The sequence below is a fragment of the Paractinoplanes maris genome (assembly GCF_023544465.1).
Classification (GTDB): Bacteria; Actinomycetota; Actinomycetes; order Mycobacteriales; family Micromonosporaceae; genus Actinoplanes; species Actinoplanes maris.
Genome location: NZ_JALPVL010000004.1, coordinates 456,106 through 472,196, shown reverse-complemented (window position 1 = coordinate 472,196; position 16,091 = coordinate 456,106). Strand labels below are relative to the sequence as shown.

Annotated in this window: 14 protein-coding genes; 5 read left to right on the top strand and 9 right to left on the bottom strand. The window is 72.2% G+C overall.

The genetic code is table 11. From position 1 onward, the window contains the following. Positions 1-23: 23 nt before the first annotated feature. Together NAG42_RS14285 and NAG42_RS14280 are read right to left on the bottom strand one after the other, a co-directional pair. The gene (locus tag NAG42_RS14285; RefSeq protein WP_250030716.1) at positions 24-899 is read right to left on the bottom strand and encodes a TIGR03560 family F420-dependent LLM class oxidoreductase; all 876 of its coding nucleotides are present in this window, start codon (positions 897-899) and stop codon (positions 24-26) included. 16 nt (positions 900-915) lie between these two features. Then, on the bottom strand, positions 916-1,485 hold the full coding sequence (locus NAG42_RS14280; protein WP_250030715.1) for a TetR/AcrR family transcriptional regulator: 570 nt from the start codon (positions 1,483-1,485) through the stop codon (positions 916-918). A 116-nt stretch (positions 1,486-1,601) separates the two neighbouring features. On the opposite strand from NAG42_RS14280, the gene NAG42_RS14275 reads away from it, so the two are divergent. Further along, positions 1,602-2,819 (top strand): nucleotide disphospho-sugar-binding domain-containing protein, encoded by a 1,218-nt coding sequence (locus NAG42_RS14275; protein WP_284045371.1) that lies wholly within the window; start codon positions 1,602-1,604, stop codon positions 2,817-2,819. 266 nt (positions 2,820-3,085) lie between these two features. On the opposite strand, the gene NAG42_RS14270 is transcribed toward NAG42_RS14275, so the two are convergent. From NAG42_RS14270 to NAG42_RS14250, 5 genes are all read right to left on the bottom strand, one after another. Continuing rightward, positions 3,086-3,526 carry a nuclear transport factor 2 family protein gene (locus NAG42_RS14270; protein WP_250030713.1) on the bottom strand — a complete coding sequence of 147 codons (441 nt, stop codon included), beginning with the start codon at positions 3,524-3,526 and terminating at the stop codon, positions 3,086-3,088. A 23-nt stretch (positions 3,527-3,549) separates the two neighbouring features. After that, positions 3,550-5,016, bottom strand: a complete 1,467-nt coding sequence (locus NAG42_RS14265) for an MFS transporter (RefSeq protein ID WP_250030712.1) — start codon at positions 5,014-5,016, stop codon at positions 3,550-3,552. Then, positions 5,013-6,329: an aminotransferase class I/II-fold pyridoxal phosphate-dependent enzyme gene (locus NAG42_RS14260; protein WP_250030711.1), complete on the bottom strand. Its 1,317-nt coding sequence runs from the start codon at positions 6,327-6,329 to the stop codon at positions 5,013-5,015. The genes NAG42_RS14265 and NAG42_RS14260 overlap by 4 nt, the downstream gene beginning before the upstream one ends. Positions 6,330-6,340: 11 nt before the next feature. Continuing rightward, positions 6,341-9,400: a putative bifunctional diguanylate cyclase/phosphodiesterase gene (locus NAG42_RS14255; protein ID WP_250030710.1), complete on the bottom strand. Its 3,060-nt coding sequence runs from the start codon at positions 9,398-9,400 to the stop codon at positions 6,341-6,343. A gap of 75 nt (positions 9,401-9,475) precedes the next feature. Continuing rightward, a complete protein-coding gene (locus tag NAG42_RS14250; protein ID WP_250030709.1) occupies positions 9,476-11,191 on the bottom strand; it encodes an SCO7613 C-terminal domain-containing membrane protein in 1,716 nt (571 codons plus the stop codon). Positions 11,192-11,285: 94 nt separating this feature from the next. On the opposite strand from NAG42_RS14250, the gene NAG42_RS14245 reads away from it, so the two are divergent. The 4 genes from NAG42_RS14245 to NAG42_RS14230 are packed head-to-tail and all read left to right on the top strand — an operon-like array spanning position 11,286 to position 14,861. Continuing rightward, positions 11,286-12,182, top strand: coding sequence for an ATP-binding cassette domain-containing protein (locus NAG42_RS14245; RefSeq protein ID WP_250030708.1), 897 nt, complete (start codon positions 11,286-11,288; stop codon positions 12,180-12,182). After that, on the top strand, positions 12,179-12,778 hold the full coding sequence (locus tag NAG42_RS14240) for a hypothetical protein (RefSeq protein ID WP_250030707.1): 600 nt from the start codon (positions 12,179-12,181) through the stop codon (positions 12,776-12,778). The genes NAG42_RS14245 and NAG42_RS14240 overlap by 4 nt, the downstream gene beginning before the upstream one ends. Before the next feature lie 53 nt (positions 12,779-12,831). Continuing rightward, positions 12,832-13,992, top strand: a complete 1,161-nt coding sequence (locus NAG42_RS14235) for an NAD(P)/FAD-dependent oxidoreductase (RefSeq protein ID WP_250030706.1) — start codon at positions 12,832-12,834, stop codon at positions 13,990-13,992. Continuing rightward, entirely contained in the window at positions 13,989-14,861 is an 873-nt protein-coding gene (locus tag NAG42_RS14230) for an RNA polymerase sigma-70 factor (protein ID WP_250030705.1), read from the top strand. The genes NAG42_RS14235 and NAG42_RS14230 overlap by 4 nt, the downstream gene beginning before the upstream one ends. Here the strand turns inward: NAG42_RS14230 and NAG42_RS14225 are convergent. Continuing rightward, positions 14,854-15,246 (bottom strand): TIGR03668 family PPOX class F420-dependent oxidoreductase, encoded by a 393-nt coding sequence (locus NAG42_RS14225; RefSeq protein WP_250030704.1) that lies wholly within the window; start codon positions 15,244-15,246, stop codon positions 14,854-14,856. The genes NAG42_RS14230 and NAG42_RS14225 overlap by 8 nt on opposite strands. Then, complete coding sequence (locus tag NAG42_RS14220; RefSeq protein WP_250030703.1) at positions 15,243-16,073, bottom strand: LLM class F420-dependent oxidoreductase; 831 nt, start codon at positions 16,071-16,073, stop codon at positions 15,243-15,245. Before NAG42_RS14220 ends, NAG42_RS14225 begins: the two co-directional genes overlap by 4 nt. Positions 16,074-16,091 lie beyond the last annotated feature (18 nt).

Below are 16,091 nucleotides of genomic sequence, written 5' to 3'. Positions count from 1 at the left end.
TGGAGCCGCCCCGGTCGCCCGGCTCAGACGATCCCGCGGATCACGTCCATCGCCCGGAGGCGGTCCGCACCCGTGCCGAGCAGGGCGTCCGGGATGATCAGCTCGTCGAGGCCGAGCTCACGATAGGCGGCCACGTCCTCGGCGAGCTTGCCGGGCGACCCGCCGATGACCGGAGATCCGCCGCCCTCGGGCAGCGCCCCCTCCACCACCGTGAGCGCCTGAGCGGTCCGCGCGATCGACCCCGGGTTCCGCCCCACGGCCGCGCAGTGCTCGTCGAGGACCGCCGACTTGTGTGCCACCAGCTCAGGCCGCCCCCAGCAGTTCCACTCGTCGGCGTGCTCGGCGACGACCCGCAGCATCCGCTTCTCCCCCTTGGCACCGATCATCAACGGCATCGGCCGCTGCACCGGTTTGGGCTCGCAGACCGCGTCGGTCACCCGGTAATACTTGCCGTTCACGGTGGTCCGCGGCTCGTTCAGCAGCCCGCGCAGCACCAGCAGCGCCTCCTCAAACCGGTCGATGCGCTGCTTCAGCGAGGGCAGCTCGATCCCGTACTGCTCGTGCTCGTTGACCTGCCAGCCCGCGCCGACACCGAAGACGAACCGCCCGCCGCTGATCTGGTCGACGGTCGCCGCCATGTTGGCCAGCACGGCCGGATGGCGGTAGGTCATGCCGTAGACGAGCGTGCCGATCCGCACCCGGGGCACCGCCGCGGCCAGCGCCGCCACCACCGACCCGCACTCGAGCACCGGCCAGGTGTCGTCCTCCCCCGGCTGCACGTTCGGCATGAAGTGGTCGGCGAACCAGACGCCGTCCCATCCGGTCGTCTCGGCGTGCCGGGCCGTTTCGAGCACCCCGGCGAAACTCTGCCCGGCTCCGGGCCAGATCGAAAGTCGCATGCGCCCACCCTGCCAGTCAGGGCCGGATCGCGGCCAGCACATGATCGACGAGCCCGTCGGCGTACCCGTCGGTGAGCGGGCCGGTGCGCAGCAGCCACCGATGGAAAATCGGTCCGAAGATCAGCTCGACCGCCTGGTCGAGGTCGGCACCGGCCCGGATCTGGCCGGCTCCGCGGGCGGCTCGGAGACGATCCCGTACGGCATCGAGTTGCGGCCGCAGCAGCCGGTCCCGCACCTGACCGGCCAGCTCGTCGTCGGCCAGGGTCTCCGCGGTCAGCGCCCGGGTGGTCGCGGACAGCCGCGGATCGGCGAACTCGGCGACCGTGGCCCGCACGACGAGCCGCAGGTCGGCCTCGAGGTCGCCGCTGTCGGGCAGGGTGACCGCGGTGGCGTTCTCGACGAGGGCGTCCAGGATCACCGCGCCCTTGCCCGGCCACCAGCGATAGATCGTCTGCTTGCCCACGCCGGCCCGCGCCGCGATCGCCTCGATCGTCACCTTGGCGTATCCGGTGTCGCCCAGCAATCCGAGGGCGGCGTCGAGGATCGCGCGGCGGGACTGCTCGTTGCGGCGGGTCAGATCGGGCACCCTCGCATCCTAGCCAACAACGAGACGCTACGGCTCGTCTTGACGGATTACGAGACGAGACGTAGCGTCTCGTCTATCGAACCCGCCAGGAGGAGAACGCCGTGCCCCATATCGCCATGGTCAGCATCCCGTTCCACGGCCACGTGAACCCGAGTCTGGAGATCGTGCGCGAGCTGGTGCGCCGGGGACACCGGGTCACCTACGCCAACGACCCGTCCTTCGCCGGGACCGTCACCGCTGCCGGTGCCGAGCTCAAGCCGTACCGGTCGACTCTGCCCCCGGCCGGCACGCATGGGACTCTCGACCCCATCGACCAGCTCACGATGTTCCTCGACGACGCGATCGCCATGCTCCCGCAGCTCCGTGACGCCTACGCCGAGGATCGTCCCGACCTTTTCCTGTACGACATCGCGGGCGCACCGGCCCGGCTGCTCGGCGAGCAGTGGGGCATCCCGGCCACGCAGCTCTCCCCCACCTTCGTGGCCTGGGACGGCTACGAGCAGGAGATGGCCCCGATGATCGAGCAGATGCGGGCCGATCCCCGCGGCGCCGCCTACTACCGCCGCTTCTCCACATGGCTGGCCGCCAACGACTCGTCCACCACCGACAGCATGTCCTTCCAAGGCCGCCCCGGCCGCTGCCTCGCGCTGATCCCCCGCGCCCTGCAGCCGAACGCCCACCGCGTCGACCCGGCCGTCTACGACTTCGTCGGCCCGATCCTCGGCGACCACCCCGCGGTCAGCAGCAAACCCAGTCCGCCGGTGGCGTCGGAGCCGAGCCAGTCCGGGTCCGAGACCCACGCGATCTCCTGGACGCGCCCCGCGACCGCCGAAAAGGTGCTGCTCGTGTCGCTGGGCTCGGCCTTCACCGACCACCCCGATTTCTACCGGCGTTGCGTGGCGGCGTTCGGCTCGCTGCCCGGCTGGCACACCGTGCTCCAGATCGGCCGCACCGTCGACCCGGCCGAGCTGGGCGACATCCCCGGCTCGGTCGAGTTCCACCCCTGGGTGCCCCAGGTGGCCGTCCTCGAGCAGGCCGACGCCTTCCTGACCCACGCCGGCATGGGCGGCAGCAGCGAGGGCCTCTGGTGCGGCACCCCGATGATCGCCGCTCCGCAGGCCGCCGACCAGTTCACCAACGCCGAGCAGCTGGCCGCCCTGGGCGTGGCCCGCGTCATCGACTCGGCCACGGTGACCGCCGACGAGCTGCGCGATCACCTGCTCGGCCTCACCACCGACCCCGCGGTGCTCACCCGCTGCCAAGCCCTCAAAGAGCAGGTACGCCGTGAAGGCGGTGCCACCCGAGCGGCCGACCTGATCGAGAAGATGCTGTGAGCACACGATCGAAAGGCACACATGAAGGCGGCGCGACCCGAGCGGCCCACCTGGCTGCGACCACGCGGGCCGCCCACCCGGCTGTAACCACACGGCCGGCCCACCTGGCTGCGACCACGCGGGCCGCCCACCCGGCTGTAACCACACGGGCCGCCCCGGCTGATACCACGCGGGCCGCCCACCCGGCTGTGACCACGCGGGCGGCCGGCCGGTGAGAGCCCCACCGGCCGGCCGTTTCCCCATCCCCGCCCCTGCGGGTGCGGGCCTCAGGCCGACGGTTCGCTGCCCTGGCAGTGACGCCAGAGCCAGCGGCCGCCGACCTGCTCCACCAGGCCCGACACCCGGTAGGGGAAGTTCTCCTCACCGCCGGCGTCGGCGCGCGCGACGCCGTCCGCCTCCGCGAAGACGTAGGCCCGCGACCCATCGATGTGGACGGTCGTCTCGCGCACCTGCCACGTGTACGCCTCAGGCCGGAGAAAGACGTCGCCGAGCAGAGCCGTCAGGGCGACGCGGCCCACCGCCGTCTCGGCCCGCTCCGAGCCGGCATAACCGACGTCGTCGCCGGGAGCGAAGCAGGCCAGCGCCGCGTTCAGGTCGCGGGCCGCGAAGGCCGCGCTGAGATCACGTACGGCCTGTGCCGGTCCGTCGCTCACGCCGGAACCGACGCCCGGTGAGCTCATGCGGACACCACCGCTCGGTGAGCTCATGCGGACACCACCTCTCGGTGAGCTCATGCGGACACCACCTCTCGGTCGACGGCGGGAAGGGGAACATGAGTGCCGGCGGGAACAGCGGTGCCGGGGGGAACATCGGTGCCGACAGGAACATCGGTGCCGACAGGAACGCCAGAGCCGACGGGAACATCGGTGTCAGCTGGAACATCGGTGTCAGCGGGAACATCGATGCTGGCGGGAAGATCGGTGCCGGCAGGAACATCGGTCGACGGCTGCTCGATGTAGGCCAGCTCCCGCTCCGGCCGGCGCATGCCGGGCAGGAACAGGAAGCCGAACGTCACGACCGCGCCCAGCAGGCCGGCGCCGATCAGGGTCTCGCGCACCCCGATCCAGGCCGCGACCGGCGCGGCCAGGGCGTACGAGAGCGGCAGCAACGCGGTCGAGACAAACCAGTCCACGCTCGACACCCGGCCCAGCATCCGGTCGGGGACGAACCGCTGCTTCGTGGTCGCCCAGGCCACCGTCCCGGCCGCTTCCAGACCGTTGACCAGCACGCAGGCCACCGCCAGCTGCCAGGTGTGGCTGGCCGCGCCGTAGCCGGCCACCGCGAGCGTGGCGACCGCCCACACCCCGTACGTGTAAGTCATGAACCGCCGCGGGATGCCGAACCAGCCGACCGCCAGAGCAGCCGCGATCGCCCCCAGCCCGCCCGAGGTCAGCACCAGGGCCAGGGCCGACGCGCTGCCGCCGAGTTCGTGTTTCACCACGTACGGCAGCAGGACCTCGGTCGGTCCCACAAACAGCAGATAGGTGAACGTGGCCGACAGGAACGTCCCCCACAGCCACACGTGCTTGCGGACGTAGCTCAGTCCGGCCCGCATCTCCTGCCAGATCGACTCGGAGGAGGAGTCGGCCGGGGAATCAGTGAGCGGGATGCGGCTCATCGCCAGCAGACAGGCCACGGACACGGCGAACGTCGCCGCGTTGACCGCGAACGCCCACCCGGCCCCGCCGACCGCGATGACCGCGCCGGCCAGCATGGGCCCGAAGATCTGCATCCCGGCCGGTCGCACGAACTGGTCCAGGGAGTTCGCCGCGACCAGCTCATCGGCCGGCACCACCTTGGGCACTGTCGCGTCGAAGGCCGGCCCGAAGAACCCGGCCGCCGCGCCGTGCAGCGCCGCGATGATCAGGATCGGCCAGAGCGAGGTCAGCGCCCCGGTCAGGGTCAGCACCGCGAGGGTGCTCATCGTGGCCAGCCGGAGCAGGTCGGACGCCAGCATGACCTTGCGCGGGTCGAGGCGGTCGCTGACCACCCCGCCGAACAGCAGGGTGGCCACCTGGGGCAGGGAGAGGGCGACGCCCACCGCCGACATGGCGGCGGGCGTCCCGTAGAGGTCGTAGACCTGCCACGCCAGGGCGACGAGGAGGACCCCGTCGCCCACCAGCGAGGCGCTCATCCCGGTCCACAGGAGCCGGAACTGGCGGTTGCGCAGCGGCGCGAGCGGACCGGCGAGCCTCACTGCGCGGAGCTGCCGACCGACGAGCCGCTGCCGAACGATGAGCCGCTGCCGAACGATGAGTCACGCCGCAGCTTGCCGGCCGTGTTCAGCTCGGTGATGACGGCGTTCAGCTCGTCGAGCTCCTGGTCGGAGTTCGCGGCGGTGACCTGGGCCCGGAAGCCCACCTGGTCACGCGGCACCAGCGGGTAGGCGGCCAGCGTCACATAGATGCCGCGGTCCCAGAGCAGCTTGCCGACGGCGTCGATGTCCTCGCCCTCGGCCAGCGGCAGCTCGATCACCGGGGTGCTGCCGGTGTTCGGCGTGTAGACACCGAGGCCGCGCACGTGGTCGAGCACCTTCATGGTCTTGCGGTGGAGGTCGGCGCGGATGTCGTCGCCGCGCTTCTCGTTGAGGTCGAGGCCGGCGTTGACGGTGGCCAGCGACGCCGTCGGCGCGGGACCCGAGTAGAGGTAGGGCGCGGCCGAGACCTTGAGGTGGTTCTTCAGCCAGGTCGGCAGGGCCAGGAAGGCCAGCAGCGACGAGTACGACTTGGAGAAGCCGCCGACGAGCACCACGTTGTCGTAGGTCTCGCCGCTGTACTTGACGATGGCGTTGCCCTTGAGGCCGTACGGGGATTTCTCGTTGACCCCCCGCTCGCCGATCACGCCGAAGCCGTGGGCGTCGTCGACGTAGAGCAGCGCCCCGAACTCGCGGGCGACGGCGGCGAACGCCTTCAGGTCGGGCGCGTTGCCGGTCATGCTGTTCACGCCGTCCATCGCCACGATCTTGGAGATCCCGCCCGGGGCCGCCGCCAGCAGCTCCCGCAGGTGCTCGTGGTCGTTGGCCCGGAACCGCTGCACCGTCGCGCCGAAACCGCGGGCCACCATGCTGCCGTCGTAGATGGTCTTGTGGGCCTGCGAGTCGAGGAAGATCATGCCCTTGCCGGCCAGGATCGGCAGCACCGACATGTGGATGTGCGTGATCGTCGGCAGCACCAGGGTGTCGGGCGCGTCGAGCAGAGCGGTCAGCTTCTCCTCGATCTGCGGGTAGAGCGACGGGTTGCCGAGCAGGCGCGACCAGCTCGGGTGGGTGCCCCAGCGGGCGACCTCGGGGGCGATCGCGTCCATGATCTCGGGCTCGAGGTCGAAGCCGAGGTAGTTGCAGGAGGCGAAGTCGGCCAGCCAGTGGTCGCCGACCCGGATGCGCCGGCCCTTGATCTCCTCGATCGTGGCGTCGTACATCGGGTTGCCGCTGCGCAACCGCTCCAGGTCGGCCCAGCGTCCGTCGCGCTTGACGAACTCGAGACCGGAGCCGGCGAGGGGAGCGTCGTTCATGAAGGGACCTTTCAGTGGGAGAGAGCGGAGTGCCGCGTGTGCAGGTACTCCAGGAATTCGTCGGAGGTGACCGGTTTGGAGAACAGGTAGCCCTGCCCGTACGAGCAGCCCATCTCGGTCAGGGCCGAGCGGTGCCCGTCGAGCTCGATGCCCTCGGCCACGACGGCCAGGTCGAGCGTGCGGGCGAGGCTGACGATGGTTTCGACCAGCGCCAGCTGCTGCGGGTTGTCGAGGATGTCGTCGATGAACGACTTGTCGATCTTGAGAACGTCGACCGGCATGTTGCTGAGATAGCTGAGCGACGAGTAGCCGGTGCCGAAGTCGTCGATGGCGATCCGGATGCCCATGGCGCGCAGCTCGCGCAGGTCGTGCCAGACCTGGTCGGCGTCGTGCAGCACCAGGCTCTCGGTGACCTCCAGGAGCAGCGACCGCGGGTCGGCGCCGGTCTCGGCCAGCACCTCGCGCACCTCGTCGACAAAGCCCGGCGTACGGAATTGACGGGCCGAGACGTTGACGCTGACGTACCGCAGGCCACGCCCCGCCTCACTCCGGCGCCACTCGCCGAAGGCCCGCAGCGCCTCGCGCAGCACCCAGCCACCGATCGCGACGACCGAGCCGTTCTCCTCGGAGAGCTCGATGAACTCGTTCGGGCCGAGCAGGCCGCGCACCGGGTGCTGCCAGCGCACCAGCGCCTCCAGCCCGGCCACGTCGCCGGTGGGCAGGTCGATGATCGGCTGGAACCGCAGGCGCATCTGGCCGCCGGCCACCGCGTCGTTGAGCGCCGAGCGCATCTCGAGCCGGCGCAGCATCGCGTCGTGCATCTCGTCCTGGTAGCGCTGCCACGTGTTCTTGCCGTCGGTCTTGGCGCCGTACATCGCCACGTCGGCCCGGCGCAGCAGCTCGCTGATGCCGGCCGCCTCGGCGCTGGTGGCGACGCCGACGCTGGCCGCGCCGTGGATCTGGTGGGTGGCCCCGGTGGCGTCGACGACCTCGATCGGCTCGGCCAGCGCGGCGACGATCCGCATCGCCACCCGCTCGGCCTCGCCGGCGTCGCCGACCTGCTCGATCAGCACGGCGAACTCGTCGCCGCCGGTGCGGGCCACGGTGGTCAGCGGGCCGGCCACGTCGGTGATGCGGCGGCCCACGATGGTCAGCAACTGGTCGCCGGCGGCGTGCCCGAGACTGTCGTTGACCTCCTTGAAGTCGTCCAGGTCGACGAAGAGCACGCCCACCTCGTACCGGCGGACGGCGGCGTAGGAGGCCGCGCTCTCCAGCCGGTTCTGGAACAGGGCACGGTTGGCCAGCCCGGTCAGCGCGTCGTGGTAGGCCTGGTGGGCCAGGTCGTTCTCGAGCCGGCGGCGCTCGGTGACGTCGCGGATCGTGACCACGAGGCCGTTCACGGCCGGGTCGCTCCGCAGGTCGCGGCAGGTGCACTCGACCTGCAGCAGCAGGTCGTCGCCGGAGATCGCGGTCAGGTCGACACCGTCCCGCGGGCCGCGGCCGGCGCGCACCTGGGTGAGCAGGTCGCGCAGGTCGCCGTGGTCGGTGCCGGCGATCAGGCGCCCCAGCGGCATGCCGATCAGGTCGGTGCGGCCGAAGACGGGCAGCGCCGACGGGCTGGCGTACCGGATGATCTCGTCGTCGCCGACGATCAGGATCACGTCGGAGGCGCTCTGGATCAGCGCGCGGAAGTAGTCCTCGCTGCTGCGCCGGTTCACCTCGTCGGTCAGGGTGATCCGCTCGACGGCCATGGTGGCCTGGGCCATGAGCGCCTCGAAGGACGACTCCAGTGCGGTCAGCACCTCGTACGCGGCGGCCAGATAGACCCGGTTCTGGCGCAGTGGTCCGGTCGACGTGTGCCCGGCCGAGACCGCCTCGGCCAGCAGCGCCCACTCGAAGTCACCGAGCTCGCCCGCGACGTCCGGCGGCAGGTCGGCCACGCGTACCCGGGCCGTGCGCATCAGTCCGGTGATCGCGTCCGGTTCGGCGTCGGAGCCTCGCATGACCCAGCTGTGGACCTCGCCGGCCGGCACGAGCGAGCTCACCGCCCGGGTGATGGCCGCGCCCGCCTCGTCGACGCTGCTCGCCGCGACCAGGTCGGCCCCGGTGATGCGCAGGGTGCGCTCGCGGGCCACGGTGTCGCGCTGGGACTGCATGAGCCCGGCCACCCGGGCCATCACGAGCAGGAACATGACGCCGGAGGCGGTGGCGATCATCGGGGCATCGGTGACGCCGTCGCCCAGGTATTGGATGAGGAGCACGAACGGGGCGATCAGCGAGGCGAAGGACATCAGGGCCAGGCGGCGGCCGCCGGCGATGTTCTGCGAGGTCCGCTCGCTCATGGTCAGATCGCGCATCGACGGGTGCAGGGCCGACAGCGCGGTGGCGGTGTAGAAGAGCACCCAGCCGGCGTCGACCGGCCCGCCCACCGCCCACGTGCCGTCGAGCTGGCGCAGGCCGTAGAGGACGTCGGTGATCAGCAGGCTGCCGACCCCCGCGACCAGCACGTGCAGCGCGACCGGCTTGCGGCCGCCCGCGGTCAGCAGGCGGGCCAGCATGGCCAGCGCGAGCACGTCGCCCAGCGGGTAGCCGACCGAGACGGCCTTCTCGACGAAGCCGAGACCAGCGTCGCGCAGGTACGGCGAGATGAGGAAGACCCAGGAGAGCAGGCCCAGACCGGCGGTCGGCACCAGCGCGTCGAGCAGGGCGGCGCGGTTGCCGGCCCCCGAGCGGGCCCGGATGAAGATCAGCAGCGCCCCGGCCAGCATCGGATAGACGAGCAGGTAGAAGCCGTCGGCCAGGGACGGGAACGGGTTGGCGAGGTGCAGGAAGTCGGTCAGGACGTTGTATGTCGTGTCGCCGAACGTGAAGCTGACCAGCACCGCCGACAACAGGTACCAGGGCAGGCGCTTGGCCGGGCGGTGCACGCGCACCCCGGCCAGCACCGCGGCCGCGCCCGACAAGCCGATCGTCGCCCACGAGTACATGCTGTACTCCGGAAGCGCGTAGAACACGACTGTCAAAGCGAGAATCCAGGCGCCGAAGCACGCTTGCATGCGCTTGGCCGACATCCGTGCTCCGATCACTCAGGGGGGTGGGTGAGCCCTCCTGATCGGCACACGGATGCATTTGCTGAAAGGTCCCGGTCAGCTCATGCGTTGCAAGGCGGTTCGGAACCGGTTGAGGTCGCGGCGTCGGCGCTCCAGGGTCGTCGCCAGCACCACCAGCACCAGGCCGGCCACCGCGAGCGGGATCCACCGCGGGATCAGATCCCAGAGCTCGGCGATCTCGTCCAGAGCCAGCACGACGAGCACTCCACCACCGAGCACCACCGGCGCCCGCAGCCGGACCAGCACCCCGGTGGCCACGATCGCCACACAGGCCACTCCGAGCAGCAACCGTCGCAGATGTTCGCCATCCTCGATGAAGATCAGCACCAGGTGGGGCACGAGTGCGACGGCCAGCGCCGGGCCATAAGCCACCCAGCTCGATCGCCCCTTCCCGAGTACGCGACCAGCCGCCACCAGGGCGACGTCGAGGACCAGGGCGGTCCACCAGGGCAGCCCGAGCCCGGCCGGCACAGTCAGGGCCAGCACCGCCGCCGCGCCGAGCCCGGTCCCCCGGCGCCACCCGGCCGGGACCAGCAGCACCAGCGCGGTGCCCAGCACCACGACCACGACCGGCAGCTCCCAGCCGGCCCCCAGGGATCCGACCGGAGCCGGCCACTCCACGTCGAACGGCCCGACGCGTGTGGTGCGCAGCGACAGCACCCCGGCTCCCATGGCCAGCGCGACGGCGAGCACGCCGGGGGCCGCGGCCACCGCGAGGGCACCGAATCGGCCGTAGAAGCGGCCCACCACCGCGAGGACGAGCGCGACGACCGCCACGGTCAGCAGGGCGTCGCCGTGGATCAGCAGGTGGGCGACCCGGCTCGCGGCGACGCCCACGGCCACCAGCAGCAGCCCCGAGGAGACCGGCCGGGGCACCAGCGAGCAGGCGAGCAGCACCCCGGCCACTACGAGCAGGGCACCACCGGCCGCGGCGGCGTCCCCCGGGTCACCGGTCGAGAAGAGCCCGATCAGCGCGAAGCCGGCGGCCACCAGGACGGCCAGGCCCCCGATCGAGGCGGCGGCCCGGCGCAGGCCGCCCCGCAGCCGGGTCAGCACGGCCACGTCGAGGGCGGCGACCCCGGCGAAGGCCAGCGCCCAGCCGGTCGGGCCGGGCATCACGGTGGCCACGAGCAGCGGGATCACCGGGTGGGCCACGACCAGCGCGGCATAGCGGGGGCCGGTCAGGCCGGTGACGTGCTCGTAACCGGCGGCCACGGCGGCGGTCAGGGCGAAGACGGCGCCCGCGTATCCCCAGCCGTCGGTGGCCGCGACGCCGAACAAGTTCACGTGCCAGGCCGCGTACCCGTCCAGCAGCGTGAGAAGCAGGCCCACGGCAGCGAACGTCTCGGCCGTGGCGGTGAGACCGCGCCGCAGCGCGGCGAACGGCACGGCGAGCGCGACACCGGTGAAGGTGAGCAGCACGAGGGCCCGGCCACCGACGCCGAACTGGGCCCAGGCGACCGCGGCGAAGACGATCGCCGCGACGCCGAGCAGCAGGCCGCCGAGAAGGAAGAGGACGTTCTGCGCCGTCCGGGACGAGACCTCCGGCGCCGGCGAGCCCAGCGCGGCCTGCACCCGCGCCGCCGCGGCCTGCCGCCGGGCCCACACCTCGCGCAGCCGCTGGTTGAGCTCGGCGATCTCGGCATCGGCCCGGACCACCTCGATCGCGTCCGGGTCGGGACCGCGCCCGCAGGACGGGCACCCGGTCTCCGGTGAGGCCGGGGCCGAGCAGTGCGGGCAGGGATACGTCATGTCCCCGATCCTGGTGCCGGCCCCGGCCCGCGCGCGTGAGCATCCGTACCCAACAAGGCTGAGCTCTTGACGCGGGCCGCCATACTTCCCGGCAATGATCGAAGCCCAGGGATTGACGAAGCGGTACGGCCGGACCGACGCCGCCCGGGACGTGACCTTCACCGCCGCCCCGGGCCGGGTCACCGGTTTCCTGGGGTCGAACGGCTCGGGCAAGACCACGACGCTGCGGATGCTGCTCGGTCTCACCCGCCCCACGGCCGGCCAGGCGCTGGTCAACGGGCAGCGCTACCGCGACCTCACCCACCCGTTGCGGCAGGTCGGCGCGGTGCTGGAGCAGGGCCTCATGCATCCCGGCCAGACCGGCCGGGGTCACCTGCGCACCCAGTCGCTGCTCTGCGGGGCCGGTCGCGAGCGGGTCGAGGACCTTCTCGAGTACGTCGGTCTGGCCGACGCCGCGAGCCAGCGCGCCGGCGACTACTCGCTGGGCATGCGGCAGCGGCTGGCCGTCGCCACGGCGCTGCTGGGCCGGCCGTCCGTGCTGGTGCTGGACGAGCCGGCCAACGGCCTCGACCCGTCCGGCATGGCCTGGCTGCGCGGCCTGCTGCGCGAGCACGCCGACTCCGGCGGCACCGTGCTCATCTCCAGCCATCTGCTCTCCGAGCTGGAACTGCTGATCGACGACGTGGTGATCATCGCGGGCGGCCAGGTCCGGCTGGCCGCGCCGCTGGCCGCGATCGCCGGCGATCAGGCCGGGCATCTGCGGGTGCGCGGCCGCGACCCGGTCCCGCTCCGGCAGGCGTTCGAGCAGACCGGCGCGGCCGTCTCGGCCGACGGGCCGGTCCTGTTCGTGTCCGGGCTCGGCGCCGAGGACGCGGGCGAGATCGCGCTGCGTCTCGGCATCGCGATCTACGAGCTCACCGCCGTGGTGCCCAGCCTGGAGCAGACCTTCCTGGATCTGGCCGGGGCCGAAGGACAGGCGGGGGCCGCATGATCGCCGTCCTGCGCAGCGAGCTGCACCGCACGCTGACTATTCCGTCGAGCTGGGTGTCGATGGGGGCGGCAATCCTGCTCGGCATGTCTTTCGCGCTGTTCAGCGTCGAGTTCTGGTCGCTCTTCGTGGCGCTGGGCGTGTTCGGCATCGCGGTCGTCATCTCGTCGCAGCACTATCAGCACCGGACGGCCGTGCTGCTCTTCCTCGGCCAGCCGCGCCGGCTGCGGGCCCTGGCCGCGCAGTGCCTGTGCGCCATCCTGCTCGGTCTGGTGGTCGCGGTGCTGAGCGGCATCACGACGATCATCGCCGGGGAGTTCGAGCAGTTCGCCGGCACCATGGCGGCGACGCCGCTGCTCGCGATCTTCGGGGTGGCCGGTGCGACCGTGATCCGGCGTCCGGTGGCGCTGTTCATCGGCTACGGCACCTGGTTCGTCTTCGCCGAGGGACTGGCCTTCCGGTTCCAGCAGCCGCTGCCCTTCACGACCTTCATGAGCGCGGCCGGCGGCAACCCCCAGGGCCTGTTGCTCTTCGCCGGCTATGTGGCACTCGCGCTGGCGATCTCGGCCTGGGCCGTCCGCCGCGATCTGACCGACTAGTGACCCGGGTCACTACCGGTCACAGCTGACCGGGTTGCTTCCGTCCCGCGGGCATGACTGACGTTCTCATCCTCGGGGCGGGCTACGCGGGCCTGTGCGCGGCGACCAATCTGGCCGCTCGCGTGCGGCGCCGGGACGACGTACGCCTGACCCTGGTCAACGCCGGGGAGCGGTTCACCGAGCGGCTCCGCCTGCACTCCACCGGCGCCGGCCGGCCCACCGCCGACCTGCGCCTGCCCGATCTGCTGGCCGGCACGGGCGTCGAGCTCGTGTGCGGCTGGGTGACCGCGGTCGACGCCGGCGCACGGACCGTCCACCTGGACGACGGGCGCGAGCTGCGCTTCGACAAGCTCATCTATGCGCTGGGCAGTGCGGCCGACACTGCCTCGGTGCCCGGTGCGGCCGAGCACGCCTACACGCTCGACGGCTTCCGCGAGGCCGAGGCGCTGGCCGCCCGGCTCCACACCCTGAGAGACGGCGGCGGCAGCGTGCTCGTCGCCGGCAGCGGTCTCACCGGGGTCGAGGCGGCCACCGAGATCGCCGAGCGGCACCCCCGCCTCACCGTCCGGTTGCTGGGCCGCGACAAACCCGGTTCCGGGATGACCCCGAAAGCCCAGGACTACCTGACCGCGGCGCTGAACCGGCTCGGGATCACCGTCCAGGCCGCCGAGATCGGCAAGGTCCGGCCGGGCGGCGTCGAGCTGGCCGGCGGCGAGCCGGTGCCGGCCGACGTGGTGCTCTGGACAGCCGGCACCCGGGTCTCCCCGCTGGCCGCGGCGGCCGGGCTGACCGTCGACGAGCGCGGCCGCATCGTCACCGACCCGGCCCTGCGTTCCGTCTCCCACCCGTACGTTCGTGCCGTCGGCGACGCGGCCGCGATCCGCCAGGGCTTCGGCCTGCTGCACGGCACCTGCCAGAGCGGCATGCCGACCGGGGTGCACGCCGCCGTCTCCGTCGCCCGGGAACTCGACGGCCGGCCGGCCCGGCCGTTCCGCTTCGGCTACTACCACCGTCCGGTCAGCCTGGGCCGGGCCGACGCGGTCGTCCAGTTCACCCGGCCCGACGACAGCCCGCGCCGCGCGTACCTGACCGGCCGGGCCGCCGTCTGGTACAAGGAGACCGTGAGCGCCTCGCCCTGGCCGGCCTACGCCCGGATGCTGACGGTTCCCGGGCTGGCCTCGTGGTGGCCGCACGGCGGCCGGTACACGCGATGACCGTCTTCGAGGAGCACCGCCGCCTGTTGTTCGCCATCGCCTACCGCATCCTGGGCTCGGCCGGCGACGCCGAGGACGCGGTGCAGGACACCTGGCTGAAGTGGTCGGCGGCCGACCGCTCGCGGGTCGCCGACCCCAAGGCGTACCTGGCCCGCATGGTCACCCACCAGGCGATGGACCAGTTCGGGGCGGCCCGGCGCCGGCGCGAGACGTATGTCGGCCCGTGGCTGCCCGAGCCGATCGTGACCGCCGGTGAGGTCGACGCGGACGACGTGTCGGTGGCGATGCTCGTGGTGCTCGAGACGCTGAGCCCGCTCGAGCGGGCGGTGTTCGTCCTCCGGGAGATCTTCGACTTCCCGTACCCCGAGATCGCGACGGCCGTCGAGCGCACCGAACCGGCCGTCCGCCAGGCCGCCCACCGGGCCCGTGAGCACGTGCGGGCCCGGCGGCCCCGCTTCCCGGCCGACCGCCGGCGCCAGCGCGACGTCACCGAGCGGTTCCTGGCCGCGGCGTCCGGCGGCGACCTCAACGGCCTGCTCGAGGTGCTCGCACCCGACGTCACGCTGTGGACCGACGGCGGCGGCAAGGTCCGCCACGCGCGCCGCCCGGTGATCGGGGCGCAGCGGGTGGCGGCGTGGATGGCCGGGGTCAGTCAGGTCCCGTACGAGGGTGTCGCCCCGGCCGACATGCGGGTCGAGCTGGTCGATCTGAACGGCGGCCCCGGGCTGGTCTTCAGCGGGCCGGACCGGGTGATCTCCACCCTGTCCTTCGACTTCGCCGCCGACGGCCGCATCCTCGGCATCTACAACGTCGCCAATCCCGACAAGCTCCACGCCGTCACCCAGGCCGGCCGCCCGCCGATCAGCTGACCCAGGTCGCCCACCGCTCGACGGTGATCTCGACGAACGGCCCGGCGGGCGGCGTCGCCCGATACTGCGGATAGCGCTCCACCAGGGCTTCGAGACCTTCCGGGTACGCCGGGCGGACGCGCGCCACCCCGTCGGCGCGCACCCACCACAACCGCGACCAGTCCGGCTCGTAGTGGTCGGCCAGCACGCTCACCCGCGGCTCGCCCGCGATGTTGGCCAGCCGCCGCAACGCCCGCGTGCGCTTCGGCTTCCCGTCCACCGCCGACACGATCACGTCCTCGCCGACCAGCGCGAAGACGATCGGCACCAGGTGCGGGGCGCCGTCCGCGCCGACCGTGGCCAGCCGCGCCACCGGCACCGAGGCGAACCGCTGGGCCGGGGTCACCGCCCGGTCAGCTCGCCGATGGCCGCCTCCCACTTCTCCAGCGCCGGCTCGACGACGCTCCACGGCCCGGACGGCAGCCACACCGAGACCCGCTCGACGCCGGCCCGCTCGCACCGCTCCAGCGCCTTCGGGTCGGCCGGCACGCTGAGCATCTGCACCTGCAGGTAGCGGTCGGCCCGGGCGCGCAGCTCGGCGATCCGGTCGAACACGTTCTCGTCGTGCCACTGCGGGAACCAGCCGTCGCCGTGGTCGAGCACCCGGTCGAGGACCGTCGGCCCGCCACCACCGATCAGGATCGGCGGGTGCGGGCGCTGGGCCGGCTTGGGATACGACCAGATCCGGTCGAAGTCGACGTACTCGCCGTGGAAGCTGGCCTCGTCGTGCGTCCAGATCTCGCGCATGGCCCGGAGCCGCTCGGTCATGATCGGCACCCGCCGGCGCGGGTCGGTGCCGTGGTTGCGCATCTCCTCGCGGTTCCACCCCAGGCCGACGCCGAACTCGAACCGCCCGCCGCTGAGGTGGTCGACGCTCGCGACCTCCTTGGCCGTGGTGATCGGGTCGCGCTCGGTCACCAGGCACACACCGCTGCCGATGCGCAGCCGGCTGGTCGCCTCGGCGGCCGCCGTCAGCGCCACGAACAGGTCATACGTGTGCCAGTACTTCTGCGGCAGCTGGGCCCCACCGGGCCAGGGACTCTCCCGGCTCGCCGGGATGTGGGTGTGCTCGGCGAAGAACAGCGCGCTGTGGCCGCGCTCCTCGGCCCGCCGGGCGATCTCGCCGGGCCGCAATCCGTCATGGGTGGGGAAGTATCCAACTCCGAAATCCATGCACCGATCCTATGAACC